The 26,936-nt window shown below is 65.1% G+C and carries 26 protein-coding genes; 12 read left to right on the top strand and 14 right to left on the bottom strand.

Annotation, left to right across the window (positions count from 1 at the left end; translation table 11 throughout):
* Nucleotides 1-54 precede the first annotated feature (54 nt).
* The 3 genes from ACQY4T_RS20005 to ACQY4T_RS19995 all read right to left on the bottom strand — a co-directional run bounded on the left by ACQY4T_RS20005 (nucleotide 55) and on the right by ACQY4T_RS19995 (nucleotide 3,760).
* Nucleotides 55-2,550, bottom strand: coding sequence for a glycogen/starch/alpha-glucan phosphorylase (locus ACQY4T_RS20005; protein WP_428534290.1), 2,496 nt, complete (start codon nucleotides 2,548-2,550; stop codon nucleotides 55-57).
* A 170-nt stretch (nucleotides 2,551-2,720) separates the two neighbouring features.
* Nucleotides 2,721-3,404: a zinc-ribbon domain-containing protein gene (locus ACQY4T_RS20000; RefSeq protein ID WP_428542998.1), complete on the bottom strand. Its 684-nt coding sequence runs from the start codon at nucleotides 3,402-3,404 to the stop codon at nucleotides 2,721-2,723.
* Between the two features lie 125 nt (nucleotides 3,405-3,529).
* Complete coding sequence (locus tag ACQY4T_RS19995) at nucleotides 3,530-3,760, bottom strand: hypothetical protein (protein ID WP_428534288.1); 231 nt, start codon at nucleotides 3,758-3,760, stop codon at nucleotides 3,530-3,532.
* Here ACQY4T_RS19995 and ftsE point away from each other — a divergent pair.
* From ftsE to ACQY4T_RS19960, 7 genes are all read left to right on the top strand, one after another.
* Nucleotides 3,759-4,511, top strand: coding sequence for a cell division ATP-binding protein FtsE (gene ftsE / locus ACQY4T_RS19990; protein WP_428534286.1), 753 nt, complete (start codon nucleotides 3,759-3,761; stop codon nucleotides 4,509-4,511). The two genes, ACQY4T_RS19995 and ftsE, sit on opposite strands and share 2 nt — an antisense overlap.
* Complete coding sequence (locus ACQY4T_RS19985; protein ID WP_428534284.1) at nucleotides 4,508-5,428, top strand: cell division protein FtsX; 921 nt, start codon at nucleotides 4,508-4,510, stop codon at nucleotides 5,426-5,428. Before ftsE ends, ACQY4T_RS19985 begins: the two co-directional genes overlap by 4 nt.
* A gap of 391 nt (nucleotides 5,429-5,819) precedes the next feature.
* Nucleotides 5,820-6,434, top strand: a complete 615-nt coding sequence (locus tag ACQY4T_RS19980) for a YdcF family protein (protein ID WP_428534282.1) — start codon at nucleotides 5,820-5,822, stop codon at nucleotides 6,432-6,434.
* Nucleotides 6,431-7,132 carry a lysophospholipid acyltransferase family protein gene (locus ACQY4T_RS19975; RefSeq protein WP_428534280.1) on the top strand — a complete coding sequence of 234 codons (702 nt, stop codon included), beginning with the start codon at nucleotides 6,431-6,433 and terminating at the stop codon, nucleotides 7,130-7,132. Before ACQY4T_RS19980 ends, ACQY4T_RS19975 begins: the two co-directional genes overlap by 4 nt.
* Before the next feature lie 262 nt (nucleotides 7,133-7,394).
* The gene (locus ACQY4T_RS19970) at nucleotides 7,395-8,438 is read left to right on the top strand and encodes a DUF2125 domain-containing protein (protein ID WP_428534278.1); all 1,044 of its coding nucleotides are present in this window, start codon (nucleotides 7,395-7,397) and stop codon (nucleotides 8,436-8,438) included.
* 111 nt (nucleotides 8,439-8,549) lie between these two features.
* The gene (locus ACQY4T_RS19965; protein WP_428534276.1) at nucleotides 8,550-8,840 is read left to right on the top strand and encodes a hypothetical protein; all 291 of its coding nucleotides are present in this window, start codon (nucleotides 8,550-8,552) and stop codon (nucleotides 8,838-8,840) included.
* A gap of 186 nt (nucleotides 8,841-9,026) precedes the next feature.
* A complete protein-coding gene (locus ACQY4T_RS19960) occupies nucleotides 9,027-10,307 on the top strand; it encodes an MFS transporter (protein ID WP_428534274.1) in 1,281 nt (426 codons plus the stop codon).
* Between the two features lie 11 nt (nucleotides 10,308-10,318).
* Here ACQY4T_RS19960 and nth read toward each other — a convergent pair whose 3' ends face one another.
* On the bottom strand, nucleotides 10,319-11,041 hold the full coding sequence (nth, locus tag ACQY4T_RS19955) for an endonuclease III (RefSeq protein WP_428534272.1): 723 nt from the start codon (nucleotides 11,039-11,041) through the stop codon (nucleotides 10,319-10,321).
* Nucleotides 11,041-11,817 carry an N-formylglutamate amidohydrolase gene (locus ACQY4T_RS19950; RefSeq protein ID WP_428534270.1) on the bottom strand — a complete coding sequence of 259 codons (777 nt, stop codon included), beginning with the start codon at nucleotides 11,815-11,817 and terminating at the stop codon, nucleotides 11,041-11,043. Before ACQY4T_RS19950 ends, nth begins: the two co-directional genes overlap by 1 nt.
* A gap of 148 nt (nucleotides 11,818-11,965) precedes the next feature.
* Between ACQY4T_RS19950 and ACQY4T_RS19945 the strand changes: the two genes are divergently transcribed.
* The 3 genes from ACQY4T_RS19945 to ACQY4T_RS19935 are packed head-to-tail and all read left to right on the top strand — an operon-like array spanning nucleotide 11,966 to nucleotide 13,133.
* A complete protein-coding gene (locus ACQY4T_RS19945; RefSeq protein ID WP_428534268.1) occupies nucleotides 11,966-12,274 on the top strand; it encodes a nitrile hydratase in 309 nt (102 codons plus the stop codon).
* Nucleotides 12,274-12,552, top strand: coding sequence for an SH3-like domain-containing protein (locus tag ACQY4T_RS19940; RefSeq protein WP_428534266.1), 279 nt, complete (start codon nucleotides 12,274-12,276; stop codon nucleotides 12,550-12,552). The genes ACQY4T_RS19945 and ACQY4T_RS19940 overlap by 1 nt, the downstream gene beginning before the upstream one ends.
* Complete coding sequence (locus tag ACQY4T_RS19935; RefSeq protein WP_428534264.1) at nucleotides 12,549-13,133, top strand: nitrile hydratase subunit alpha; 585 nt, start codon at nucleotides 12,549-12,551, stop codon at nucleotides 13,131-13,133. The genes ACQY4T_RS19940 and ACQY4T_RS19935 overlap by 4 nt, the downstream gene beginning before the upstream one ends.
* A gap of 195 nt (nucleotides 13,134-13,328) precedes the next feature.
* Here the strand turns inward: ACQY4T_RS19935 and katG are convergent, their stop codons facing one another.
* The 4 genes from katG to ACQY4T_RS19915 all read right to left on the bottom strand — a co-directional run bounded on the left by katG (nucleotide 13,329) and on the right by ACQY4T_RS19915 (nucleotide 19,569).
* Nucleotides 13,329-15,527 carry a catalase/peroxidase HPI gene (katG, locus tag ACQY4T_RS19930; RefSeq protein WP_428534262.1) on the bottom strand — a complete coding sequence of 733 codons (2,199 nt, stop codon included), beginning with the start codon at nucleotides 15,525-15,527 and terminating at the stop codon, nucleotides 13,329-13,331.
* 219 nt (nucleotides 15,528-15,746) lie between these two features.
* On the bottom strand, nucleotides 15,747-16,541 hold the full coding sequence (locus tag ACQY4T_RS19925; protein ID WP_428534260.1) for an FAD binding domain-containing protein: 795 nt from the start codon (nucleotides 16,539-16,541) through the stop codon (nucleotides 15,747-15,749).
* Nucleotides 16,542-16,665: 124 nt separating this feature from the next.
* Complete coding sequence (locus tag ACQY4T_RS19920; RefSeq protein WP_428534258.1) at nucleotides 16,666-19,047, bottom strand: xanthine dehydrogenase family protein molybdopterin-binding subunit; 2,382 nt, start codon at nucleotides 19,045-19,047, stop codon at nucleotides 16,666-16,668.
* Nucleotides 19,048-19,083: 36 nt separating this feature from the next.
* Nucleotides 19,084-19,569 carry a (2Fe-2S)-binding protein gene (locus ACQY4T_RS19915; RefSeq protein ID WP_428491555.1) on the bottom strand — a complete coding sequence of 162 codons (486 nt, stop codon included), beginning with the start codon at nucleotides 19,567-19,569 and terminating at the stop codon, nucleotides 19,084-19,086.
* A 328-nt stretch (nucleotides 19,570-19,897) separates the two neighbouring features.
* On the opposite strand from ACQY4T_RS19915, the gene ACQY4T_RS19910 reads away from it, so the two are divergent.
* Nucleotides 19,898-20,902 carry a VOC family protein gene (locus tag ACQY4T_RS19910; RefSeq protein WP_428534256.1) on the top strand — a complete coding sequence of 335 codons (1,005 nt, stop codon included), beginning with the start codon at nucleotides 19,898-19,900 and terminating at the stop codon, nucleotides 20,900-20,902.
* A gap of 187 nt (nucleotides 20,903-21,089) precedes the next feature.
* Nucleotides 21,090-21,878 carry a hypothetical protein gene (locus ACQY4T_RS19905; RefSeq protein ID WP_428534254.1) on the top strand — a complete coding sequence of 263 codons (789 nt, stop codon included), beginning with the start codon at nucleotides 21,090-21,092 and terminating at the stop codon, nucleotides 21,876-21,878.
* A 303-nt stretch (nucleotides 21,879-22,181) separates the two neighbouring features.
* On the opposite strand, the gene ACQY4T_RS19900 is transcribed toward ACQY4T_RS19905, so the two are convergent.
* The 5 genes from ACQY4T_RS19900 to ACQY4T_RS19880 form a co-directional block, all read right to left on the bottom strand.
* On the bottom strand, nucleotides 22,182-22,721 hold the full coding sequence (locus ACQY4T_RS19900) for a flavoprotein (protein ID WP_428534252.1): 540 nt from the start codon (nucleotides 22,719-22,721) through the stop codon (nucleotides 22,182-22,184).
* Between the two features lie 54 nt (nucleotides 22,722-22,775).
* The gene (gene phnE / locus ACQY4T_RS19895) at nucleotides 22,776-23,600 is read right to left on the bottom strand and encodes a phosphonate ABC transporter, permease protein PhnE (RefSeq protein ID WP_428534250.1); all 825 of its coding nucleotides are present in this window, start codon (nucleotides 23,598-23,600) and stop codon (nucleotides 22,776-22,778) included.
* Nucleotides 23,597-24,361 (bottom strand): phosphonate ABC transporter ATP-binding protein, encoded by a 765-nt coding sequence (locus tag ACQY4T_RS19890; protein WP_428534248.1) that lies wholly within the window; start codon nucleotides 24,359-24,361, stop codon nucleotides 23,597-23,599. Before ACQY4T_RS19890 ends, phnE begins: the two co-directional genes overlap by 4 nt.
* Nucleotides 24,362-24,372: 11 nt before the next feature.
* On the bottom strand, nucleotides 24,373-25,314 hold the full coding sequence (locus ACQY4T_RS19885) for a phosphate/phosphite/phosphonate ABC transporter substrate-binding protein (protein ID WP_428534246.1): 942 nt from the start codon (nucleotides 25,312-25,314) through the stop codon (nucleotides 24,373-24,375).
* A 140-nt stretch (nucleotides 25,315-25,454) separates the two neighbouring features.
* Nucleotides 25,455-26,906: a glutamate synthase subunit beta gene (locus ACQY4T_RS19880; protein WP_428534244.1), complete on the bottom strand. Its 1,452-nt coding sequence runs from the start codon at nucleotides 26,904-26,906 to the stop codon at nucleotides 25,455-25,457.
* Nucleotides 26,907-26,936: the final 30 nt, after the last annotated feature.

Here is a 26,936-nt window from a genome sequence, read left to right as displayed (position 1 = left end):
GGACTAGCTACAGTCATCACTGCTTAAAGCTGAAGCGCCGCAAAAGCCGGCGATTCAGCGCGCAACATAGGTCGGCACCTCCCAAACCAGATCGGCATATTCCCGGATTGCCCGGTCCGACGAAAACCACCCAACATTCGCGGTGTTCAGGATCGAAGCCTGCCACCAATCCTGCGGCCGACGCCACAGATCGGCGAGCTTGCGCTGCTTGGCGTAATAATCATCGAAATCGGCGCAGACCAGGAAGTAGTCATGGTAGCGCAACTGATCCACCAGCCCACGGTAACGGTCCCGTTCATCCGGCGAAAACACCCCCGCCTCGACGCTGGCCAGCACCTCGGACAGGATCGGCGACGCGGCGATCAGATCGGTCGAATCGACGCCCATGGCACGCCGCGCCGCCACCTGCTCCGCGGTCAGGCCGAAGATGAACATGTTGTCCTCGCCAACCCGCTCCAGCAGCTCGATATTGGCACCGTCGAGCGTGCCGATGGTCAGCGCGCCATTCAATGCGAACTTCATGTTCCCGGTGCCCGACGCCTCCATGCCGGCGGTCGAGATCTGCTCCGACACGTCCGCCGCGGGGATCACCACCTCCGCCAGGCTGACCGAGTAGTTCGGCAGAAAAACGATCTTCAGGATGTTGCGCACGGTGGGATCACTGTTGATCACCCTGGCGACGTCGTGGATCAGCTTGATGATCAGCTTGGCCTGCTGATAGCTGGCCGCGGCCTTGCCGGCGAAGATTTTCACCCGCGGCGTCCAATCGTCCATCGGCCGCGCCCGGATGGCGTTGTACAGCGCGATGGCTTCCAGTACGTTCAGGAGCTGGCGCTTGTACTCGTGGATGCGCTTGATGTGGACGTCGAACAGCGCGGCCGGGTCGATGCGGATCTCCAGCTCGCGCCGGATCAGTTCGGACAACACCAACTTGTTGGCGAAGCGGCTGGCAGCGAAACGGGTCTGGAACGATCGGTCATTGGCCAGCGGACGAATCCGGGTCAGCGCATCCTCGTCGTCCAGCACCGCGGGGCCAGCCTCATTCACCAACAGGCGGGTCAGCCGCGGGTTTGCCTCGTGCAGCCAGCGCCGGAAGGCAATACCGTTGGTGACGTTGACGATGCGGTCGGGATACAGCGCGTGCAAGTCGCGGAACACGGTTTCCCGCATCAGACCGGTGTGCAGCGCGGAGACACCGTTGACCCGATGCGACCCCAGGAACGCCAGATGGCTCATGCGGACGCGGCGCCCCTGATGCTCGTCGATCATCGACACGCTGGACAGCAGCGCCTCGTCGTCGGGGAATTGCTGGCGCACGTTGCCCAGGTGCAGGGCGTTGATCAGGTAGATGATCTGCATGTGCCGCGGCAACAGACGCTCCATCAGCGGCACCGGCCAGACCTCCAGCGCCTCGGGCAGCAGGGTGTGGTTGGTGTAGCTGAAGGTCGCCTGGGTCATGCGCCAGGCGTCTTCCCAGGGGATCTGATTGAGGTCGAGCAGGATGCGCATCATCTCGGCGATGCCGATCGCCGGATGAGTGTCGTTCAACTGGATCGCAGTCTTGTCCGCCAGGTTGCCGATATGGCCGAACGCCTTGATGTGGCGGCGCACCAAATCCTGCAACGAAGCCGAAACGAAGAAATATTCCTGGCGCAGCCGCAGCTCCTGCCCCGCCGGCGTGGCATCCGACGGATACAGCACCTTCGAGATCGATTCGGCCCGCACCTGCTCGGCCAGCGCGCCGGCGTGGTCACCATGGTTGAACGCGTCCAGTCGCAGCGGGTCGGCCGACCGCGCCGACCATAGCCGCAACGTATTCACCCGTCGGCCGCGCCAACCGACCGAGGGGGTATCGTAAGCCACTGCCTCGATCCGTTCAGCCGGATGCCAGACATGCCGCACCGCCGCCTCCGAGATCGGCACCGCCTCGATCGAGCCGCCGAAGCCGATCTCGTAGCTGATGTCGGCGCGGTGGAATTCCCACGGCGTGCCGAACGCCAGCCAATCCTCGGGATATTCCTGCTGCCAGCCGTTCTTCATCACCTGGCGGAACAGCCCGTGCTCATAGCGAATCCCGTAGCCATGCGCCGGGATATTCAGCGTCGCCATGCTCTCCATGAAGCACGCGGCAAGCCGGCCAAGACCACCATTGCCCAACGCCGCGTCGGGCTCCAGCGCGCGCAGCTTGTCGAGGTCAACGTCAAGCCCCGCCAACGCCGCCCGCATCGTGCCCAACTGGTTCATGTTGTTCAGGTTGTCGAACAGCAGGCGGCCGATCAGGAACTCCAGCGACAGGTAATACACCCGCTTGGACCCCTGTTGGTAAGCCAGGTCGATACCGGCCAGCCAGCGATCGACGATCCGGTCCCGCAGCGCATACGCGGTTGCCATCAGCCAATCCCGCTCGGTTGCGATCGAACGGCGCTTGCCGACCTGGTAGGTCAGCTTCTCGAGGATCGCCGTCTGCAGCGCGGCGACGTCTTCATCGTTGCCAACCAAATCTTCCGCGCTGTCGGTGCATTGCGCTGACACGTCTGATCCAAGCTCCACTATCACTTACCTTTGCGCGACCTCGACCGACGCCACGAAAGCATGTTTGCTTGGTCCGCAGCAACCGTTTGCGTAGCGATCGTCTGGCAAAGTGCCGGTCGATCAGCGATGCAGCGATCGTTTCGCGCGGATGCCTGGCAACCGATGGTATCCGCGCGCTTCGCGCCAGTTCATTGCGGTTTCGCGCGGAAGGTTTGCGCAGTCGGGAATTGCCCGGCTGGAGGCCGGGCCGGCGTGGTCCCACTCTGCAAGGTCCCACTTTGCGCGGTCCCACTCTGCAAGGTCCCACTTTGCGCGGTCCCACTTTGCCTAGTCCCAGTGTGCGAGGTCTCCCTGGGCGGGATCTTGTCTGGTGGCGTCTGGACGGAAGACGTCTGACCGGGGGGCCCCTGGGACGGCCCGGAAGACGACATGCGATCGGTCGCCGCCAAGATGCGGCCGCTCGGCGGCCATGCCCGCACCACCGCGTCGCGCCAGACCGCCGCGGCAGCAACCGCCCCAGCCAGCACGACGATGGTCATCGCCCACGCGCCAATCAACCCGCGGTGCGGACGAAGCCCGCCCGGCACCGAGGTGGTGAGCCGGTCCATCGCGGTCGTCGCCAGAGCCGGAGGCGCCGACGCCGACGCCGGCGCAGCGTCGCCGGCGTCATCCGCCGATGCCGCCCCTGCATCAGCCATCGCCGATGCGTCCGGCGCCACGGCGGCTGGGTCCGGCGGCGATACAGTGTTGTCGGCCTGGGCAATCGGCGACCAGGTGTTGGCGCAGCGCGCGCAACGCACCATTTTCCCGAATGGCAGCCGGGCATCCGGCACCTCATATGTGGCGTCGCAGCTTGGGCAGGCGATACGCATGAGTTTCATGACCAAAGGCGCGCAGCATAATGCGGCGAACCGCCCGGTGTTCCAACGGGATTCGCGCTGGTCAGGACCCGTGATGGCGTCCGATTCGCCGCATGGCGAAACGGTTGTCCGGCACATCAGACGGTCGGCGCGACCTGGCCTGCCCGTGGTCGGAGCACCCGGCCAGCCGCGCCAGGCGCCTTCGCCGGCAACGCGGAAAGGGCCGAGAACGGCTTGATCGACATGGGTTCGAAGCGATGCTCGATGGCGGTGACATCCACGTCAGCGCACCGCCGTGCCGTCAGAAAACCTATCGGCGACCGAAGCGAAATAGCAAGAATCGTGCAGTCCGGGTAAACAGCCAGCATGCTAGGATTCGAGTCGGTCGGGTTGCGCTACCAGCGAAGCGGCGGCCGGTCAGCGGCGCCCGCCGGGCCTGAGGTGCTGCACGACATCAGCTTCCGGCTGGAAGCCGGCGCCTTCCGCTGGCTGCTGGGGCCGTCCGGGGCAGGCAAGACTAGCCTGTTGCGCCTGCTGTATCTCGCGGAACGGCCGACGCGCGGTCAGTTGACCCTGCTTGGCACCGATGTCACCACCGCGCCGCGGCGGGCGTTGCCGCTGCTGCGACGGCGCATCGGCGTGGTATTTCAGGATTTCCGCCTGCTGCCGCATCTGTCGGCGTTCGACAACGTGGCCCTGCCGCTGCGGATCGCCGGCCGCCCGGAGGGCCAGATCCGCGCCGATGTTGGGGAATTGCTGCGCTGGGTGGGATTGTCGCGTCATCTCGACGCCCGGCCGGCGGAACTGGCCGGCGGCGAACAGCAGCGCGTCGCCATCGCCCGAGCCGTGATCACCCGTCCGGCGCTGCTGCTGGCGGATGAACCAACCGGCAACCTCGACGACGGGCAGGCCGAACGGCTGATGCAGTTGTTCAAGGAACTGAATCGTATTGGCACCACGGTCATCGTTGCCACCCACAACGAATCGCTGGTGGCGCGACATCCCGCGCCCGCCCTGCACATTGCCGGCGGCCGCCTCACCGCCAGCACCGGCCCCGCGACAGAGCGTGGCGGTGGGTTCACCCGCAGGCATCTGCTTGCGGAGGAAGCGGACCGGTGATTTCGCTGCGTCCATCCGGCTTCGATGAGTTGGGACTGCGCCGCGCGCTGTCCGAACGCATGCTGCCGCTGCTGGTCGCGGCGATGGCGTTCCTGGCGGCGCTCGCCATGGCCGGCTGGTTCGGCACCGCGGCGCTGTCGCGGCACTGGCGCCAGGGCGCCGGCTCCTCGCTGACGGTTCAGGTCCCGCAACCAACCGCGGCCTCGGCAAACGCCAATGAGACCCGACTGGCGGCGGTGCTGGCGCTGCTCACCGGCACGCCCGGTGTCGCCTCGGCGCACGCGCTGTCGGATCGGGAACTGTCGGACCTGCTGAAGCCATGGCTGGGCCAGGGAGCCGAACGGTTGGCGATCCCGATTCCGGCGGTGGTCGCGGTTCGGCTGACCGATAGCGATGCCAGCCTGTCGTCACTGTCCCGGCGGCTGGCCGAGGCCGCACCTGGCACTCTGGTCGAGGATCACGGCGTCTGGCTGCGGCGGGTGGCGGTGCTGGCGCGTAGCCTGCAGGCCTGCGCCGGGCTGGCACTGCTGCTGGTGGCCGGGGTGGCGGCGGCGGTGATCTCGGTGGCGACCCGGGCCGGCCTATCGACCCGGCGCGAGGCGATCGAGATCGTCCACGGCCTGGGTGCGACCGATAGCTATATCGCCGGCCGGTTTGCCGCCAGGGCAACCGTCCTGGCGGCGGTCGGGGCGGCTGGCGGCGCATTCGCGGCGTTGCCGATCCTGTTGACCCTGGCGCGCATGGCGGCGCCATTTTCCGGCGACAGCGACGCCGCCGGTGACGGACTGCAGGCGGCGCTGGCTACTCTTCCGGCGCCGCTCTGGCTGGCCTTGCCAGGGCTGCCCGTCATCGCTGCGGCGATCGGCTTCGCCACCGCTCAGGGCGCGGTTCGTCGCTGGCTGCGGCGGTTGCCATGACCGGCCTGGCCCGATGACCGGCAACGTAGGATGGCGCGCCGTTGGCGATGACCCCACCGCCGCCGACACCCTCGCCGGGCCGCCCGTGGCCGGAGCACCCGTGGCTGGAGCACCCGTGACTGGAACGCCCGTGACTGGAACGCCCGTGACTGGAGCCTCGGTGACCGGAGCCTCGGTGACTGGAGCCAACGTGGCCGGAACTCCCGCGACTGCGCCATCCACGATGGGACCGCCGCTGGAACCGCCACCGCTCGGGCAGCCGGCGCCCGGGAAGCCGGCACCCGGGGATGGGGCGGCGATGGCCGGGGCAAGCCGCGACGGGGGGGTCCCACGCACGCGGGGACGCCCGTTCGGGGCTCACGGCCGGCAGCGCAACGGGCGCCCCCGAATCATGCCGCGGCTGTTGGTTGCATTCGTCGCGGCCGCCGTCGCCGCCTGGATAGGCGGCTTCGTCTGGTTTGTGACTGCCACCGGCCGGTCGGCGCAGCCGCCGCCCCACACCGACGGTATCGTCGCCCTGACCGGCGGCGCTGGCCGGGTGGAGCTGGCCTTGCGCCTGCTGGCCAGCGGCCAGGCGAACCGCCTGCTGCTGAGCGGCATCGGCGGCGGCACCGAATTGGCCACCCTGGGCCACCTCGCCGGCGTCGACACAGCGGGTCTGACCGACCGCGTCACGCTGGGCCGCTACGCCGCCTCGACGCGCGGCAACGGCGTGGAGACTGGTGCCTGGGCAGAGCAGAACCGCATCCGATCGCTGATCGTGGTGACGGCGGGGTATCATATGCCGCGCGCCCTGGCGGAACTGCGCCGAACGCTGCCCGATGTCCGGCTGTATCCCGTGCCGGTGTTGGCGGTGCATACCGACATCGGCGATAAGGGTCCGGGCATGCGGCTGGAGGCGGAAGAGTATACCAAGTACCTGTTGACCCTGTCGGGTCTGTCGACATGGTTCCCGCGCCGCGAGCCGCTGTCCGCGCCGGTGATGCCGGGCGGACCCGGGGCATGACGGAACTGCGTTCGGCGGCGTTCAACGTGGTGTTCTTCGCCATCAGCCTGGTGATGGCCGTGTTGGCGACAGGCGCGCGCTATCTGGCGCCACATCGTGTCCTCGACGTGGCCATGCTATGGGCGCGCTGTCAGTTGGCCGCGGTTCGGATCATTTGCGGCATCCGCCTTCAGGTGAGCGGGCTCGAGCACATCCCGCGCGGTGCGGCACTGATCGCCTCGCGCCACCAATCCGCGTTCGACACCTTCGTATGGCTGACATTGTTGCCCCGCTGCTGCTACGTGTTCAAGAACGACCTGTCACGCATTCCGCTGTTCGGTCCGTCGATCGGCGCCGCCGGCATGATCGAGGTCGACCGCAACGGCGGGGGCGCCGCGATCCGAAGCTTGCTGCGTGGGGCGGAACGGGCGGTGCGGGAGCAGCGCCAGATCGTGATCTTCCCCGAGGGCACGCGCCGCGACCCGGGCAGTCCGGGCAGCCTGCAGTCCGGTATCGTGGCACTGGCCTCGCGCACCGGCCTGCCGGTGGTTCCGGTCGCCACCGATTCGGGCCATCTCTGGGGTCGCCGGGCGTTCCGTAAGCGACCGGGAACGATCCGGATCTTGATCGGACCTGCGATCGCCTCGCGGACCGAGCGGAACGCGCTGCTGCGGGGGTTGGAGGACGGCATGGCGGCGTTGGATCGCAGCCCCGACTAATCCGCCGTCAGGCCGCCCTGGGTGCTGTGGAAAACTCTGTGCGGAAGATTTGCTCACGGTGTTGAGAGCACTTGAAAGACATTCTTTAGTGATCTGAAAGCAGGGCATTTATGATGAACATTACTGAGTTGCACAAAATCGCTGCGTTTGTGGACAAAACGCCCGTGTTCGTCTCCAGGTTGAAGGCCGTTCGGCGGCTGCCACTTTGGCGCCCCAGGTGCGGGTTTGCCGGAGGAATGCCTGCTGCCCAGACAGCCCCGTGATGCGCCGGACCTTCTGGGTCATTCTCGCCGTCGCGATCGTTCTGCTGGCGGCCGAGACTATCTACTGGCGAATCACGGCCGAACGGTTGCGTTCAGGGTATCAGGCGTGGGTGGCTGACCAGGTCGCTCGCGGCTGGAACGTCGAATCGGGGCCGCCGTCGATCGGCGGGTGGCCTCGTTCGGCGGTGGTGACGGTGCCGAACCTGACGCTGCGGCATGCCGGGCCGACCACGCCGGGCAATGTCAACCTGGCGTTGGCCGAGCTGAACCTTTCGGTCGCCCTGGTCGATCCCACCAGCTTGGCCTTGTCGCTCGACGGCCCGGTGCATGTGCGAGCCGCCGAGCTGCCCGATATGATCGTTTCCGGCGACAATACCGTGGCGACGGTGCCGCTGCGGCCGACCGGACCGCCATCGGTCGCCTTGCACGCGCGTGGGCTGCGCCTGCAACCGGCCACCGGCGCGTGGCATGTGACGGTCGGCCTGTTGAACGCCCAGGCGGAAATTGCTGATTCTGTCGCCCCCGGTCAGGCCAAGCCGGCCGCTTCATTCTCCGTCAGTTCGGAGGCGATTGCCCTCCCCGCGGTCGTCAAATGGCCGCTCGGGACCAATATCTCGTCGCTTTCGGCGGATGGCACGCTGACAGATCCATCGCAGTCCGGTCGGCTAGACTTCAGGCAATGGGCCGAGGCTTGGCGGAAGGCCGGGGGACTGCTGAAGATAACCCATATGGCGATGGGGTGGGGGCCGTTGGGTCTGACATCCTCGGCGACCCTGGCGCTGGATGATCAGCTTCAACCGATGGGCAGCGGCACCAGCCGGATCGTCGGCTATGCCGAGACGCTGGATCGGCTGGCCGCGGCCGGAACGCTGACCCGGCCGGCGGCGACGGCTGCAAAGGCGGTGCTGTCGCTGATGGCGGCCACCAGCGACGCGGATCAGCCGTCGTCGGTAGATGTACCGCTGACGCTACAATATCGCACACTCTCTATGCGTCAGGTCCCCCTGCTTAGGCTGCCGGAAGTAGACTGGCCGGCGCGGTAGTGCTATAGAGGGTCATGCGAAACGGATTCCAGAGCCTTCGAATTAGCGGCCCGGCTGCCTAGCAGCCGGGGATAGTCCCGCTTTTTCGAACATTCGCCTGGAGACTTTCCGATGTCCGTCGTTCCGACACCTGAACAACCGTCCGTCGTTTTCGTCCGATTTTTGCTCGATGCCGATGTCTCGCCAGGGCTTCTGTCGCGTCTCTTGCAACCCTATGCGAAACGCGACCTGGTGCCTGACCGGATGTGGTCCCACCGTGCCGGCGACACAGTGCATGTGGAAATCGCCATGGAAGCGATGCCGGCGGAAGTCGTCCACCTGGTGGAAGGCAATCTGTCGCAAGTGGTGGGCGTACGCAACGTGTCGCGCGTCGCCCGATCTTGCTTGCGTCAGGTCGCCTAGAACACTTTCCGTTTGAGCCGACCCGACGACCGTGTCGGCCGCCCGCTTTCGGGCGTGGCCTATCGACGGCCCTAAGGCACGTCGCCCCGGCCGTTGTTGGCGGTCCAGATCCGACATAGCCTGCATCCAAGCCTGATCGAGTCCAACAATCGCCGAACAGAGCGAACCAGCGGTCGAGGAAACCGGATGCAGACCCCCAAAGGCGCCTGGACAGTCGCCGGCATGTTGTTCCTGTACATGCTGGTGAATTTCGCCGACAAGGCGGTCGTCGGCCTCGCCGCCGTGCCGATCATGCGCGAACTTGGCCTCTCGCCCCGGGAATATGGCTTGCTGGGATCCAGCTTTTTCCTGTTGTTCTCGATCTCCGGCGTTCTGGTCGGCTTCGCCGCCAACCGCTATTCGACCCGCTGGATCATCCTGCTGCTGGCAACGGTATGGGCACTGGCACAATTTCCCATGGTCGGAACCGTCAGCTTCGCCACGCTGCTGATTTGCCGGGTCGTGCTGGGCGCCGGCGAGGGACCCGCCGGGTCGGTCGGGCTGCACGCCATCTACAAATGGTTCCCCGACGAGAAGCGCACCATCCCGACCGCGATCCTGTCGCAAGGCGCGGCGGTCGGCGTCGTCGTCGCGTTGCCGCTGCTCAACATGATCATCATCCATGCCTCCTGGCACTGGGCGTTCGGAACCCTCGGGATCGTCGGATTGTGCTGGGCATTCGGCTGGTGGCTGCTGGGCCGCGAGGGCCCGATCGTCGACCCGCCGATGCCTGAGGCGGGCGCCCTACGGGTCGGCTACTCCCGGATTTTGCTCGCACCGACATTCATCGGCTGCGTGGTGGCCTGCTTCGGTGCCTACTGGGCGCTGTCACTTGGACTGACCTGGTTCACCCCATTCGTAGTCAAGGCGCTGGGATTCTCGCAGGCCAGCGCCGGCTTCATCTCGACCTTGCCCTGGCTGATGGGCGCCTGCACGGTCATGCTGTCGGGCTGGATTTCGCAAGTCCTGGTGGCGCGCGGAGTCAGCAGCCGGGCCGCCCGCGCAATGCTGGGCTGCGTGCCGCTGATCGTCGGCGGACTGCTGGTGCTGGCGGTACCGCACGTGTCCGATGCCGCCGCGAAGCTCGCGCTGCTGGTCGTCGGCGGCGGACTGACCGGTCCGATCTACGTGGTGTGCGCGCCGATGATCGCCGAGTTCACCCCGATCGCGCAGCGCGGCGCGGTGATCGCCATCTTCGGCGCGATCTACACCTTGGCCGGCATCATTGCGCCCTACGTCAGCGGCAGCCTGATCCAGGGCGCGGCCACCGTGCTGGACGGCTATCAACAGGGCTACATGGTCAGCGGTTCGGCGCAGATCATCGGCGGGATCGCCGGGCTGTTGCTGATGTGGCCGGCCCGCGATCGTGAGCGCATCCGCCAGCACCGGATCGCCACGGCCCCGGTCGGCGCGGTGCGAGGCGCCTGACCACCGGCGCCTCAGCGTTCCTGTGCGGTTTCCGGCGCCGCGACCTTGTCGCCATAGTGGCACCAGGCCGCCGCCACGCAGCGCCAGCAGTCCGGCCGGCGCGCCTTGCAGACGTAACGCCCATGCAGGATCAGCCAATGGTGGGAGTCGCGCAAACGCTGGCGCGGCAGGCGCTTGAGCAGGCCGTCCTCGACCTCGCGCGGGGTCTTGCCGGGAGCCAGGCCGGTGCGGTTGCCGAGCCGGAAAATGTGGGTATCGACCGCCACCGTGGCCTCGCCGAAGGCAACGTTGAGCACGACGTTGGCGGTCTTGCGGCCGACGCCAGGCAACGCTTCCAGCGCCGCGCGATCGGCCGGCACCTGGCCGCCATGCCGTGACTCCAATTCGTGGGCCAGTTGCACGACATTGCGGGACTTGGTCTGCCACAGGCCGATCGAGCGGATATGGGACGCCACGCCATCCACGCCCAGTTCGATCATCGCCTTCGGCGTCGGCGCCACCCGGAACAGTGTCTCGGTCGCGCGATTGACCGACAGGTCGGTGGCCTGCGCCGACAGCACCACTGCCACCAGCAAGGTGAACGGGTCGGCGAAGCTGAGCTCGGTTTCCGGCGCCGGGTTATGCGTCGCCAGCGCTTCGATGAAGGCGGCCACCTCGGCCCTGGTCATCGGCTTCGGCTTGCGCGGTGGTCGTGGCGGCGGCCGGACCGCGGTCTTGGCCACCGCTGTCGGCATCAGCGTCGATCCGCCTGGTCGGCGGCTTTCAGCATCGCATCGGCGGCCGTCAAAAGCCGGGCGAAGCGGTTTGCCCAGGCGTTCTGGCCGTCCGCGTCGGCGATCAGGTCCTGGCGGATCTCGATCTCTACATGCGCCAGCCCCCGCCGCTCGCCATGGGTCGGCACGCTGTAGTCGCTGTCGTCGGTGATGGCATACGGTGCATTGTCGCCCACCGTCAGGTCGGGTTCGTTGCGCAGCAGATCCAGCAGGATGCGCGCCAGCCGCGGGTCCTTGTTGTACAGCATGCCGACCTGCATGGCTCGGCTTTCGCCTTTGAACGACGGCGTGAAACTGTGCATCGCAACCAGCACCGAACGGCGCTCCGCGCGCGCGTCCAGCAGGCTGCGGATGCGGTCGTGGTAGGGCGTAAAGATGGCGGCGACGCGGGCGGCCTTGGCTGGCGCGGACAGGTCCTTGTTGCCAGGGATCACGGTATACTCGCTGACCTCGGGCATCGCGCTCGGCCACGACGGATCACGGTTGCAGTCGATCACCAGCCGGGAATAGGTCTGCAGCACCGCGGTGGCATCCAGCAGGTCCGCCAGCCGTTCGGTGACCCCGGCGATGCCGATGTCCCACCCGATGTGGCGTGCGTGTTCAGCCTCGGGCAAGCCGAGGTCGCCGAGTGCGGCAGGGACCGCTCGGCCGGCATGGTCGGCGGTGAGCACCAGGTCGGAGGCAGCGGATTCGCGCAGCACGCGGAATGGGGGTGGATCGTCGGCGGTCAGCAGCATCGGCGCCCCCAGAGCAACATCAGCCTGACCGGAAAGTCGGGCTGATAAAGTTGCTCGCTCGAACAAGCAGCTAGAGCGCGGTGACTGGTTACGGTCACCCTGAAAGCGCTCCAGTTGCAGCGGCTGCACAATGCGCTGCCGTCGACGCATGGACAAGCAAGCCAAGCGGGCGCACCACGACCTCGGCGGCGCGTCGAAATTCATGTGCGAGCCGGTGGACACCAAGCCGCATGGGCTGACCGATTTCGACCGCGAGGTCGATGCACTGCGCCAGATGCTGGCGGCGAAGAAGCTGATGTCGGTCGATGAATTGCGCCGCGGGATCGAGGCCATCCCCGAGGCCGAATATCATCGGCTGAGCTACTACCAACGCTGGATCCGCTCGATCGCCGACAACCTCTTGCGCGGCGGTGTCATTACGCAAGACGAACTTCAGGCCACGCTGGGCGGTTCGTGATGTTCGCCGCCGGTGACGCCGTGCGGGTCAAGGACGCCTGGCCCGAGGTGACCGGCCCGGTGCACATCCGTACGCCGCATTACGTGCGCGGCGTGACAGGTGAGGTGGTGCGGCGGCTGGGTGAGTTCGCCAATCCGGAAGACCTTGCGTTCGGCCGCGCGGCCGAATTACGGCCATTGTATCACGTGCGTTTCCAGAAGGCCGCGATCTGGCCGGAGGCCAGACCGGATGACGAGTTGCTGATAGAGATTTTCGAACATTGGCTGGAGCGGCCATGAACATCCTGGATACGGACAGCGACCGTTTGCTCCTGGCGGTACGATCGTTGTTGGAAAGCAAAGGTATCGTTTCGACCGAGGAAGTCCGCCATCGCATCGCGGTGACCGATGCGGCCGGTCCGGGGCAGGGCGCACGGATGGTGGCTCGCGCTTGGGTCGATCCCGGATATCGGGCGTCGATGCTGCAAGACGGAGCCAAGGCCGCCGAGGCGTTGGGGATTCCGATGCGCGGCATGCCGCCGCTGGGAGTGCTGGAGAATACCGCCGAGGTACACAATCTGGTGGTCTGCACGCTGTGCAGTTGCTACCCACGCGCGGTGCTGGGGTATCCGCCGTTTTGGTACAAGTCAGCGGCTTTCCGAGCGCGGGCGGTGCGCGATCCGCGGGCTTTGCTGGCTGCGGAATGGAAGACGATCATTCCGGATACAGTCAAGGTCCGCGTCGTCGATTCGACCGCGGATTATCGCTGGATGGTGCTGCCCGCTCGCCCCGCCGGCACGGATGGCTGGGATGAGGCTCGGCTGGCGGACATTGTACGCGAGGGGGATATGATCGGGGTGACCATTCCGATGGTGGACTAATTATATTGCCGCCTGATTGACGTGTGCGAACCGGAAAGTTTCCCTACCGGTGCTTGCATAGCCCTACCGGCGCTTGCATGGAGAGAATAGGAGCGTCGGCGCTTTCATCAGGTTCGCGGAGCCTGACCCGGCCCTCCGCGCAAGATCCCAGCCCGTGCCGGGATCTTGCGGCCGTCGAAACGCGACCTTTCGCGGTCACCCCAGATCGAAGCGATCGAGGTTCATCACCTTGGTCCATGCACGGGCAAAGTCATGCACGAACGCCTGCCCGAAATCGTCACAGGCGTAAACTTCCGCCAACGCTCTAAGTTGCGAGTTCGAACCGAAGACGAGATCGACATCGGTGCCGGTCCACTTGACCTGGCCGGTCGCGCGACTGCGCCCCTCGAACGCCCCTTCGGACATTGCGGACGGCTGCCACGTGATATCCATGTCGAGCAGGTTGACGAAGAAATCGTTGGTCAACGTCTCGGGTCGGGTGGTGAAAACACCGAGCTTGCTATCCCCGACTGTCGCGTTGAGCACGCGCAGGCCGCCGACGAGAACAGTCATCTCGGGCGCGGTCAGCGTCAGCAGGTGCGCCCGATCCACCAGCAGCTTCTCGGCCGGTCGCTGCTGTCCGGGCCGAAGATAGTTACGGAACCCGTCCGCGGTCGGTTCCAGTACGGCGAACGACTCCGCGTCGGTCTGGTCCTGGGACGCATCGGTGCGCCCCGGCGTGAAGCCAACCTCGATGGCATGCCCGGCGTTCTTTGCCGCTTGCTCGACGGCGGCGCAACCGCCCAGGACGATCAGGTCAGCGAGCGAAACCCGCTTCCCGCCGGCCTGCGAACCGTTGAACGCGCTTTGGATCGACCCCAGCGTCTGCAGCACCTGCGCCAATTCGCCCGGCTGGTTGACCTGCCAAGAGCTCTGCGGCGAGAGCCGGATGCGCGCGCCATTCGCCCCGCCGCGCTTGTCGGTGCCACGGAAGGTTGACGCCGACGCCCAAGCCGTCGCGACCAGGTGGGATATCGACAGGCCGGAGGCGAGGATTTTACCCTTCAGCGCGGCGATGTCCTGCGCGCCGATCAGTTCATGATCGACATCGGGAACCGGGTCCTGCCAAATTTGCGGTTCCGCCGGAGCCAGCGCACCGAGGCAGCGCTTATACGGCCCCATGTCGCGGTGTGTCAGCTTGTACCAAGCCTTGGCGAAGGCGTCCGCAAACGCTACCGGATTCTCGTGGAAGCGCTTCGAGATCGGCGCGTAGATCGGGTCCACCTTCAGGGCGAGGTCGGTGGTCAGCATCATCGGCGCATGGCGCTTCGACGGATCATGCGCGTCAGGCACAATGCCGGTGGCGGATGGGTCCTTGGGCGTCCACTGCGACGCGCCGGCAGGGCTCTTCGTCAGTTCCCATTCGAAGTTGAACATATTGTCGAAGAAGTTGTTGTCCCACTTTGCCGGCTGCGTCGTCCATGCGCCTTCCAGCCCACTGGTGATGGTGTCGCCGGCGTTGCCGCGGCCGAAGCTGTTCTTCCAGCCGAGGCCCTGCTGTTCGGTGCTGGCGCCTTCGGGTTCCGGGCCGACATATTGGTTGGGGTCGGCGGCGCCATGGGTCTTGCCGAAGGTGTGTCCGCCGGCAATCAGGGCAACCGTCTCCTCATCGTTCATCGCCATTCGGGCGAACGTTTCGCGGATGTCGCGCGCCGCGGCGTGCGGATCAGGATTGCCGTTCGGACCCTCGGGGTTGACGTAGATCAGACCCATCTGGACCGCGGCGAGAGGGGTCTCCAACTCGCGGTCGCCGGTGTAGCGCTTGTCGCCAAGCCAGGTGTCCTCGGACCCCCAGTAGATATCCTCTTCCGGTTCCCAGATGTCGGCGCGCCCGCCGCCGAAACCGAACGTCTTGAACCCCATCGATTCCAGCGCACAATTACCGGCCAGGATCATCAGGTCGCCCCAAGACAGCTTCCGTCCGTACTTCTGCTTGATCGGCCACAGCAACCGACGCGCCTTGTCGAGGTTCGCATTGTCCGGCCAGCTATTGAGCGGCGCGAAGCGTTGGGTGCCGGACGCGGCGCCACCGCGTCCGTCGCCGATGCGATAGGTACCCGCGCTGTGCCATGCCATGCGGATGAAAAACGGCCCATAGTGCCCGTAGTCGGCCGGCCACCAATCCTGCGACGTCGTCATCAGCGCGAACAGGTCCCGCTTCACTGCCTGCAAATCAAGACTCTTGAACGCCTCCGCGTAGTTGAACCCCTCGCCCAAGGGATCGGACTGCGGTGGGTTCTGGTGCAGGATCTTCAGGTCGAGATGATTTGGCCACCACAGGCGGTTCGACATTTCCAGAACGGTGGTGTTTCTGTCGGCCTTGCCGACGACTGGGCAACTTCTCTCTTCGTCCATCTTCACTCCGATCGCAGTCCGCGTATATCAGCCTGTCCGAGGGCCCCGCCCGTCGGCACCAATCCATCCAATGGTTATTATCCGGAAAATTGCAACGAACCGATCAAATTAGGTTGAAACTCTCGCTGTCCCATCGGGACATTCGTGCATCGCTGGAGAAGTTCGCCAACAAGCGCATGCCGCAGGATGCAGCGGACTTAGGCGGCGGAAGACGCCTGTTCAAGCCGCCTTCGCCACCGCCCGCTTCGCCACCACGCCGATCAGGTGCGCCCGGTATTCGGCGCTGGCATGGATATCGCTATTCAGATCGTCCGCCGGGGTGACGATGCTGCTGACCGCCTCGGGCGCGAAATTCGCCGACAGCGCCTTTTCCATCTCGGCGTGGCGGAACACCCCGCCCTGGCTCGCGCCGGTGATCGCCAGCCGCACACCGGTCGGGAACTTGGCCACGAAAACCCCGACGATGGCATAGCGAGACGCCGGGTTGCGGAACTTCTCGTAGGCCGACTTCTCGGGAATCGGCAACTCGACCGCGGTGATGATCTCACCCTGTTCGAGTGCGGTGGTGAACATACCCTGAAAGAAATCGTCGGCGGTGATCGAGCGGCGATCGGTCTTGATCGTGCCGCCAAGCGCCAGCAACGCGGACGGGTAGCACGCCGCCGGATCGTTGTTCGCCAGTGAGCCGCCCATGGTGCCGCGATGGCGCACCGCCTCGTCGCCGATCAACGAGGCCTGATGCTGCAGACCGGGAATCTTGGCCTTGATGTCGGGATTGCTGGCGATAGCGGCGTGCGTGGTCATCGCGCCGATAGTCACCTTGTCACCGGCAACGGTGATGCCGGTCAGTCCCAGCTTGGCCAGGTCGATCACCGTGGACGGCTTGTTCAACCGTTGCTTCAGCACTGGAATGAAGGTCTGGCCGCCGGCGAGTGCCTTTGCTTCCAGATCGTCGGACAGGATTTTCACCGCATCCGCCAGGCTGCCGGGCTTCTGATAGGCGAAATCGTACATCGAAATATTCCCTCTGCCTCTTCATACTGGCCGAAGTTTTCGGCCCGTCAGTCTCGCCGCCATTGCGGCGTTCTGCTTCCCGCCGACCGGGGCCAAGCGCATCCGGCGCGGGTCGGCGGCCGGTCTATTCCGCCGCCATCCGCGGCTGCGCACCCTGGATGATGGACCACAGCTTGGCCCCCGTCGCCGGCATGTCCAGATGCCGCACGCCGTAATCCTTCAGCGCATCCACCACCGCATTGATCACCGCCGGCGGAGAGCCGATCGCACCGACCTCGCCGCAGCCCTTGGACCCCAGCGGGTTGTGCGTGCACATGGTGTTCTCGGTGGCGACCGATAGTTGGGGAATGTCGTTCGCCCGCGGCATCGTGTAGTCCATGAACGATCCCGACAGCAGTTGCCCGCTCGGGTCGTAGTTGCACGCCTCCATCAACGCCTGGCCAATGCCCTGGGCGACGCCGCCCTGCACCTGGCCCTCGACGATCATCGGGTTGACCACACGGCCCACATCATCGACCGCGGTGAAGTTGACCATTTCCACAGAACCGGTTTCCGGATCGATCTCCACCTCGGCAATGTGGCAGCCGCCGGGGAAGGTGAAGTTCTTCGGATCGTAGAACGCGGTCTCGTCGAGCCCCGGTTCCAGTTCCTCGATCGGGTAGTTGTGCGGCACGTAGGCGGCCAGCGAGATGTCGGTCAGCGTCTTCGACTTGTCGGTGCCGGCAACGCGGAAGGTGTTGTCCTTGAACTCGATGTCCCCGACCGAGGCTTCCATCAGATGCGCGGCGATCTTCTTGCCCTTGGCGATGACCTTGTCCATCGCCTTGACCATGGCCGATCCGCCAACCGGTAAACTGCGGCTGCCATAGGTGCCCATGCCGAAGGGTATCTTGGCGGTGTCGCCATGCACGACCTCGACCTGGTCGAATGGCACTCCGAGCTGATCGACCACGAGTTGCGCGAAGGTGGTTTCGTGTCCCTGGCCATGACTATGCGTGCCGGTGAACACGGTGACGCTGCCGGTCGGATGAACCCGGATTTCCGCCACCTCATACAGGCCGGCCCGCGCGCCCAGCGACCCGACCACCGCCGAAGGTGCGATGCCGCAGGCCTCGACATAGGTGGAAATACCGATGCCGCGCAGCTTGCCGCGCGCCTTGGCCTCGGCGCGACGCACCGCGAAACCATCCCAATCGGCGTTCTTCAGGCCGACCTTCAGCGTGGTCTGGTAGTCGCCGCTGTCGTACTGCAGCGCGACCGGGGTCTGGTATGGGAAGCCATCGACCGGGATGAAGTTCTTGCGCCGCAGTTCGATCCGGTCGATGCCGGTGTCGTGGGCGATGACATCGACCAGCCGCTCCAGCAGGAAGGTCGCTTCCGGCCGGCCGGCGCCGCGATAGGCATCCACCGGCACGGTATTGGTGAACACCGCCTTGACGTTGCAGTAGATCACCGGAGTCTTGTACACCCCGGCCAGCAGCGTGGCGTAAAGATAGGTCGGCACCGCCGGACCGAAGGTGGACAGGTAGGCGCCCATGTTCGCCAGCGTGGTAATGCGCAGGCCAAGGAAATGCCCCTCGCTATCCAGCGCCATCTCGGCAGTACTGACGTGGTCGCGGCCATGCGCGTCGCTCATGAAGCTTTCGCTGCGTTCGGCTGTCCACTTCACCGGGCGGCGCAGCTTGCCGGCGGCCCAGGTGACGATGGCCTCTTCCGCGTAGTGATAGATCTTCGATCCGAAACCGCCGCCAACATCGGGCGCCACCACCCGCAGCTTGTTCTCCGGGATGTGCAGCACAAAGGCGCCCATCAACAGCCGGATCACATGCGGGTTCTGGCTGGTGGTGTAGAGCGTGAAATCGCCCGAGGACGGATCGAAATCACCCAGCGCGACGCGCGGCTCCAGCGCGTTCGGGATCAGCCGGTTATTGGTCAGGTCCAGTTTCACCACGTGCGCGGCGTTGGCAAACACGCCGTCTACCACCGCCTTGTCGCCGATCACCCAGTCGTAACAAAGGTTCCCCGCAGCGCCGTCATGCACCTCAACCGCGCCGGCGGCGACCGCGTCGGTCAGATTGGCCACCGCCGGCAGGTCGGTGTAGTCGATCTCGATCAACTCGGCGGCGTTCTTTGCCGCCTGCTTGGTCTCCGCGATCACCACCGCGACCGGGTCGCCGACATGGCGCACCTTGCCCACCGCCAGCACCGGATGCGACGGTTCGGCCATCGGGGAGCCGTCCTTGTTGTGGATCTGCCAGCCGCACGGCAGCCCGCCGATGTTTTCCGCCGCCATGTCGGCGCCGACGAACACCCTCACCACGCCCGGCGCGGCGGAGGCCTGCGCGATGTCGATGGCGTTGATCGTGGCGTGCGGCCGGTCCGATCGCTTGATGATAGCGTGCAATTGCCCGGGGCGATTGATGTCGTCGGTGTAGTTGCCCCTGCCGCTCAGGAAGCGGAGATCCTCCTTGCGACGAACGGCTGCGCCGATGCCCTCGAATCCCATATGTGTTCCCCCGTTTTTTTTATCGGCCGCGGCGCATTATTCGGCCGCTTTGGCGTGCATCAACGGATGTGCGGCGGCGATCGCCTTGACGATATTGTGGTAGCCGGTGCAGCGGCACAGATTGCCTTCCAGGCCTTCGCGGATTTCCTTCTCGGTCAATCCGTCCGGATGCGCCTGCACCAGGTCGACCGCTGTCATCACCATCCCGGGGGTACAGAAGCCGCATTGCAGGGCGTGGTGTTCCCGGAACATCTCCTGCATCGGATGCAGTGTGCCGTCCGCCGCGGCGAGGCCCTCGATCGTCAGCACGCTGGTGCCGTCGGCCTGCAGCGCCAGCATGGTGCAGGCCTTCGCCGAGATGCCGTCCACGTGCACGACGCAGGCGCCGCACTGGCTGGTATCGCAGCCGATATGGGTCCCGGTAAGGCCGAGTTTCTCGCGCAGCAGTTCCACCAGCAGGGTGCGTCCTTCCACCTCTACCGTGTGCTGCTTGCCGTTGACCGTCAGGCTGACCTGAGGCATCGCTTTCCCTTTCGTGGTGTCGCTCTACGCGTCGGGTCGCCAGAGGCTTTCACCCGGCGCTAAGCCGGTGCCCGTGGACGATCCCGCTTTTAACACTTTGGTCAATCCTGGCCGGCGTGGTCAAGCCGGGGGATACCCGTTCGCCTGCCGCGACGCTCCGCCAGCGGACCGCAATCGGGGGAGGCGGCCCTGGCGCGCACCTTATGGGGCGGCGGCCTGGTCGTGGGTAACCCATTGCCATAGCCGCGCTCGCTGTTAAGCTGATCGATCGCGCACGAAAGCAGTAGCGGCGGAAACTCTCGCCGCGACGCGACCAGGAGGAACAACAATGGAAATCCGCGGCCTTGGCTACATGGGCGTCGGTGCTTCGGACCTCACCGACTGGACGACATTCGCCACCGACTGGCTTGGCATGCAGATGATAGAGCGCGGCAATACCGCCCGCGCCTTCCGAATGGACGATCGCACCCAGCGCCTGGTGGTGGATCGCTCGCTCGCCGAGGGGGAACGCTACTTCGGCTTCGAGGTCGCCGACGCCGCCGCATTACAATCCCTGGCCGCCCGGCTCGATGCGGCCGGAGTCGCTGTCAGGCACGAACCGAAATCCCTGGCCGATCAACGCTTCGTCCAGCAACTGATCAGCTTCGACGACCCCGGCGGCAATCACCTGGAGGCGTTCTGGGGCGCCGCCGTCGCCGACCAGCCGTTCCGCCCCGGACGCACCATCTCCGGCTTCAGGACCGGCGCGCTCGGGATGGGGCACGTGGTGTTCCATGTGAAGAACATCGACGACCTGCTGGGTTTCTACCAGGACCTGCTTGGCTTCGGCGTCAGCGATTACATCAGCACGCCATTCCGAGCCTATTTCATGCACACCAATCCGCGGCACCACTCGGTGGCCCTGATCGAGACCGGGCGGCAAGACCTGCACCATCTGATGGTGGAGCTGTTTTCGCTCGACGACGTCGGCCAGGGCTATGACATCGCGCTCGGTGAGCCGGAAAAAATCGCCACCACGCTGGGCCGCCATCCGAATGACGCGGTCACCTCGTACTATCTGCGCTCGCCGGGCGGCTTCATGCTGGAATACGGCTGGGGCGGCAAGGTCGTCACGCCCGGTGACTGGACGCCGAACGAGGTGACCGTGGGCCCTAGCCTGTGGGGTCACGACCGTGCCTGGCTGCCAGAGGATCAGCGCCGGCAGGCGCGCGACATGCGCCTGAAAGCGGCGGCCGACGGCAAGCGTGAGCCGCTGCAGGTGATCGACGGCAACTACAACCGGATGGCCGGGGTGTGTCCCTGGTGGGATACCGCGGTCGGGACGTCCGGATAGCACCGACATCCCGATGCATCGGCTGCGCCGTTACTTCTGGGGCGTCCGCGACTATAGTCGCCTGCCGGCCGTAGCCTAGTATAGATCCAGGATAAGAAAGTAAGTCGCCGACCGAATCCTACCCGGCCTCGGCAGCCTTATTGTCAGCGAGGATTTGATGCCAAGGACGACGGATACGGATTTCTTCGTGAAAAGACTCCAACAACTCGGCGATAGCGCTGGAAACAAGACACTTCGCGAGAACTTGGGCTGGCAGGAAGAAAAATATTTTCGCGTTCGCAAGAACTTAGTTGAGGAAGGGCTGGTAGAGATTGGGCGTGGCAAAGGCGGTTCTGTTTATCTTTTGGAGGACCCCCTCGACGAGGTGAGTGAACCAACGAACAAATTTCAAACTCTAAAGTTTGAAAAAGACCACTATCCGCTAGTCGTCGAAAAGCTGGAGAAACAACTCAAGCAGGACTTCCAAGATGCAGTTGTCGAACAGACTGCCCATAAAGGCAGCGCTCCAGGAGGTAAGTGGTCGCGACCTGACGTACTGGCACTTACAGTACAGCGGTTCGAATATGTCGTTCAAGATGAGTTCATTCTTAGATCGTATGAAATTGAGCGGAGCGATGTAGTCGATACTGATGCGGTTGCAGAGGCAGCCGCTCACCAGCGTATGGCCCAGTTGTCATATCTTGTTATAGTCCCTCACGGAGATAGTAAATCTATATTTGACTCAACAAATGTTAAAAGACGCGCTATAGAGCGGGAATGCCTGAAATCTGGTGTCGGGCTGATTTTGATACCTGATTACAACTTGAGTTCAGAGATTGAGTTGGCCGTTGACGCGGGTATCACAAGGATTGACTATCGAGATGTTAATTCAACCATTGGGAGGTTTTTTTCTGAGCAAAAGAGATTGGAAATCAAAGAGCTGATAAATTTGTCGCGGCTGGGGGAGCTTCGGAAACTGCTACATCAGAAGGCGTAGATTTCGGCTTATGCACTCAACTCCTTATACTTACAGAACGGTGCGGCCTGAAGCTGGCGGAGACCGTTGCTCATTGTCTAGAAACCACGGAGAATTTTTAATGGTTTTGGTGCGTTCGCGTTATGCTAGAAGACCGTCACTTGATATGGCGGTATCTATTGTGTTATAGGAACAAAAATGACATTTACTTTGGCCTAGTGATTATAGATCCGGCATCCAACCGTCGGTCAATCCCTACGTTTGGTGTCACTACCGTAGCACGTGGAAAATCACCGCAAACCGGGCGAGGCTCAAGCGAATGGGTCATTCGCCGCAAGCGAAGCGCCGGGCGACGCTGAGCAGCTCCTCCGATGGCGCGAGCCGCGGTCCGCGGCCGTCATCGACCGGCGCGATGACGGTCACGCCCCATCGCGCGAGCGTTGCCAGCGAGGCCTGAGCGACGGGGTGGTCCAACAGCGGCTGGTTCAGCGATGGGCCGACGATCACCGGCGTGCCGCGCCCGATCGCCTCCGCCGCGACCGACAACGCGAGGTTATCGGCAATGCCGCTTGCCAGCTTATTGAGAGAATTGAAGCTGCACGGCGCGAACATCACCACGCCGCGCGGTGGCCGCGGGCGGATCGCCTGGTCGAAGTAAGACTCGACGACCTGCACGCCTTCGATATCCGCGAGTTCGCGCGGCGCGATGATGCGTGACGCATTCAGTGTCGGCAACGCTATCACGCTCCGGAACCCGAGCGCCAGCAGACCCCGCAACAATTCCGCTGCTCGGCTCGCGGTCGTCGTGCCGCTCAGCAGCAGGTAGGCGACGTCGAATTGTTCAGGGGCAGCGGTGTCGGACATCCGCGGTGCTTTACCTGAAATCGACGATGCGGCCCAGCCGGGGCGCTGGATTAGTTAGGCCAACCGCTCGCGGCAGATCGCCGACAGCCGTTCCGCCAAAAAAACGATAACGAAAACGATGATCAGCAGCAACGACACCTGCCGATACTGGAACAGGTTCATCGCCGTCAGAAGCTGGAACCCGATGCCGCCAGCCCCGACGAAGCCCAATACCAGCGACGAGCGGATATTCTCATCGAGGCGATAAAGCCCGATACCGGCCAGCGCCGGCAGCACCGACGGCATCACGCCATGGGTGAACACTTGTAGCCGGCTGGCGCCAGTCAGTGACAGCGCGTCGATCGGCGCCATGTCCATATTCTCGATCGTTTCGGCGAACAACCGACCCAGCATGCCGACGGAATGAACCGCCAGCGCAAGGCCGCCGGGAAACGGACCCAGCCCGACCGCGGTCACGAACAGCAGCGCCCACACCAGGTCGGGCACCGACCGGGTGAACCCGATGACGCCGCGCGCCAGATAGTATAGCCATCGCGATGGCGTCACGTTGGCGGCGGCCAGCACCGACAGCGGCAGCGCCAGGATGATGCCCATGACGGTGCCGAACAGGCCGATATCGAGCGTCTCCAGTGTCGGCCACGCGGCATCGGGCAGCGCCGAAAAGTCGGGCGGCATGGACCGGCGGACAATGTCCACCATGCCGTGGAACCCGCTGACCAGATCCTGTGGCCGGGCCTGCACGACGATCAGCGCCTGCACCACCACGGCCATCGCCAGGACGACGAACACCGCGCGCAGGGCGATCGCCAGCGAGCGTGCCCAGCCGGGCGTGGCGATGCCCGTTATCTCGGGAACCATGCCGGGATTGTTGGCGCTCATGCTGCCCGCGCGGTGTAGAGACCATTGACCTCGTCGACCGCTAGTCGGGCGCGCTGACGATCGAACGCAATGCTACCGTCGCGCATGCCGACAACGCGGTCGGCATAGGCAAACGCCAGGTCGACCTGATGCAGCACGCAGAGCACCGCCAGACCCTCGTCATGCGCCAGCCGGCGCAGCAGCCGCATGATGTCGTTGGCCGCCTCGGGGTCGAGGCTGGCGACCGGCTCGTCCGCCAGCACGACAAGCGGGTGCTGCAGCAAGGCGCGCGCGATCGCCACGCGTTGCGCCTGGCCGCCCGACAGGGTCCCCGCGCGTCGGTCCGCCAGGTGGGCCAGCCCGACCTGCCGCAAGCAGGCGAGCGCGCCCGGCAGCTCCGATGCCGGAAGGCCGCCCAGCGCGGTCCACGCCGTCTTGTGCCGAGCCAGGGCGCCGCAGACCACGTTGGCCGTGACGCTGCGCCGCCGCACTAGCGCCGCGTGCTGGCCGATCAGCGCCAGCACCTGGCGCGCCTGGCGCAGTTGCAGCCCATTCAGATCCGCCAGATTGCGCCCGCCCAGCCAGACCTCGCCGCTGCCTGGCCGCAATGCGCGTGTAATGCAACGCAGCAGCGTGGTCTTGCCGCATCCGTTGCCGCCGAGCACAACCAGCAGTTCCCCGGCCCGCACCTCCAGATCGATGCCGCGCAAGGCCTGCGTGCCGTTCGGATAGCACAGCGTCAGCCCGCGCACCGACAAACGCACGTCCGACGGGTGGTCCATCGCCGGCCGGTTCAGCTCAGTTTGTCCAGGTCGATATGCAACGTCTTCACCAGGTCGCGGACGCCGTCATAGGCAGCGTCGGTCTGCGGCACGAAGCGTTCGCCGCCCAGCCCCATGATCTTGCGGTCGGCCTCGGGCAGCGCGCTGAGGTCGAGCGTCTGCAACGCCTGGGTGACACGCGCCTTGAATTCCGGCGACAGGTTACCGCGCACGGTGATCGGGTCGGTCGGGATCGGGTTGGACTTCCACAGGAACACCAGCTCGCCGTCCTTGTAGTGACCGCGCTGTGTCGCCGACTGCAACTGCTCACTGTTGAGTTCGCCCGCGTCCACCTTGTGGTTGTATAGCGCCTCGTATGACGCGGTGTGGCTACCGGCGTAGAGCGCCTTGATGTCCTTGTCGGGATCGATGCCGGCCTTGCGCAGCCCATAGGCCGGAAACAGGTGGCCCGAGGTCGATGCCGGGTCGGAGAACGCGAAGGAATGGCCGCGTATCTCCGCCACCGTCTTGATGCCCGACCCGGGGTAGGTGACCAGACTGGCCCAGTAGGTATCGGGCTTGCCGTCCTTGCCCGCGAACGCGGCGACCGCCTGGGCCTTGGCCACCTGGTGCGCCAATACATAACCCAGCGGACCGAACTCGCCCATTTCGAGCTTGCCGCTGCGCATCGCCTCGATCTCGGCGTTGTAGTTGGTGGCGATATAGATCTTCACCTGGCAGCCGATCTTTTCGCCCAGCAACTTGCCGATGTGGTCGTAGATCGGAACCAGCTTGGCGTTGGTATCGAACGGCTCCACGCCGAAGCGAACCACGCCATCGTTCGGGCAGTCCTTGGCGTTACCCGCGGATGCGGCGGGGGCATCGGCCGCGTCTGCGGCGGGCGACAGGGCTGCGGCGATAACCGCAGCCAATACTGCCGCCAGCGCGTGGTTGCGTTGCGGTTGCTTCTGCATGTTCGACCCCTGGCAGATCTTTTTTACTGATGATCTTGTTTAGGCCACGGGGCGCCCTGTTGGATGACAAAGACATGAACATTGGCCAGCGTATCCATCGGCGGACGGACCAGGGCGCAGCATCCGCCGACGCTGCCCCGCTACCGCGGCAAGCTGCTCGTCCCCATCAGGAACTGGTCCACCGACCGGGCGCACTGGCGCCCCTCGCGGATCGCCCAGACCACCAGCGACTGCCCGCGCCGCATGTCCCCGGCGGCAAACAGCGCCTCCCGGGAGGTCCGGTATTCCACCGTGTTCGCCAGCACGTTGCCGCGTTGGTCCAGCTCCAACCCCGCCTGGTCCAGCAGCGCGCCGCGCCGCGGCCCCAGGAACCCCATCGCCAACAGCACGAGATCGGCCTTGATCCGGAAATCGCTGCCGGGGACTTCCTGCATCGTCATGCGGTTGTCCGGCGTGCGCTGCCACTCGACGCGAACACATTCCAACGCCGTTATCCTGCCGTCCTTGCCGACGGCGTGCTTGGTCAGGACCCCCCAGTCCCGTTCCACCCCCTCGTCGTGCGCGTGCGAGGACCGCAGCTTGACCGGCCAGTCCGGCCAGACCAGCGCCTTGTTCTCCTTCACCGGCGGCTTCGGCAGGATCTCGATCTGGGTGATCGAGGCCGCGCCCTGGCGCGCCGAGGTGCCGATGCAGTCCGATCCGGTGTCACCGCCGCCAACTACGATGACGTGCCTGCCCTTGGCGCTGATGCCGCCCTCGGGCGCCGCCGCCGTCTCATCGTCGCCGGCACCGCGCTTGTTCTGCTGGATCAGGAAATCCATCGCATAATGGATACCGTTCAGATCACGCCCGGTGATGTCCAGGTTGCGCGGCCATTCCGCGCCCCCGGACAGCACGACGGCATCGAACTCGGCCAGCAACTGGTCGATGGAAACATCGCGGCCGACCTCGGTATTGGTGCGGAACGTCACCCCTTCGGCCGCCATCTGGTCGATCCGGCGATCGACCAGATGCTTTGCCATCTTGAAGTCGGGAATGCCGTAGCGCAGCAGACCGCCGATGCGGTCCTGCCGCTCGATCAGCGTCACCGCATGACCGACCCGAACCAGTTGTTGCGCGCAGGCCATTCCAGCCGGCCCGGACCCGACCACCGCGACCGTCTTGCCGGTCTTGGCCGTCGGTGGCACCGGCACGATCCAGCCTTCCTCCCAGCCGCGATCGACGATGGCACACTCGATCGTCTTGATGGTGACCGGGTTGTCGTCGATGTTCAGCGTACACGCCGCCTCACACGGAGCCGGGCAGATCCGCCCGGTGAATTCCGGAAAGTTGTTGGTCGAGTGCAGGTTGATCAGCGCCTGCTGCCACTGGTCGTTGTAAACCAGGTTGTTCCAGTCAGGGATCTGGTTGTTGACCGGGCACCCGGTGTGACAGAACGGAATGCCGCAATCCATGCAGCGCGCCGCCTGCGCATTAAGCTCCTCGGGCGGCAGCGGCTTGACGAATTCGCCGAACGATTTCAGTCGGCGCTCGGTTTTTTCGTAAACCCGGTCGTGCCGCTCGATTTCCAGGAAGCCGGTTACCTTACCCATCATCGTCTCCACATGGCCGCTCGCGAGCAT

The sequence above is a fragment of the Rhodopila sp. genome (genome assembly GCF_965277825.1).
In the GTDB taxonomy this organism is placed as follows: Bacteria; Pseudomonadota; Alphaproteobacteria; order Acetobacterales; family Acetobacteraceae; genus Rhodopila.
This window is presented reverse-complemented; position numbering and strand designations above follow the sequence as displayed.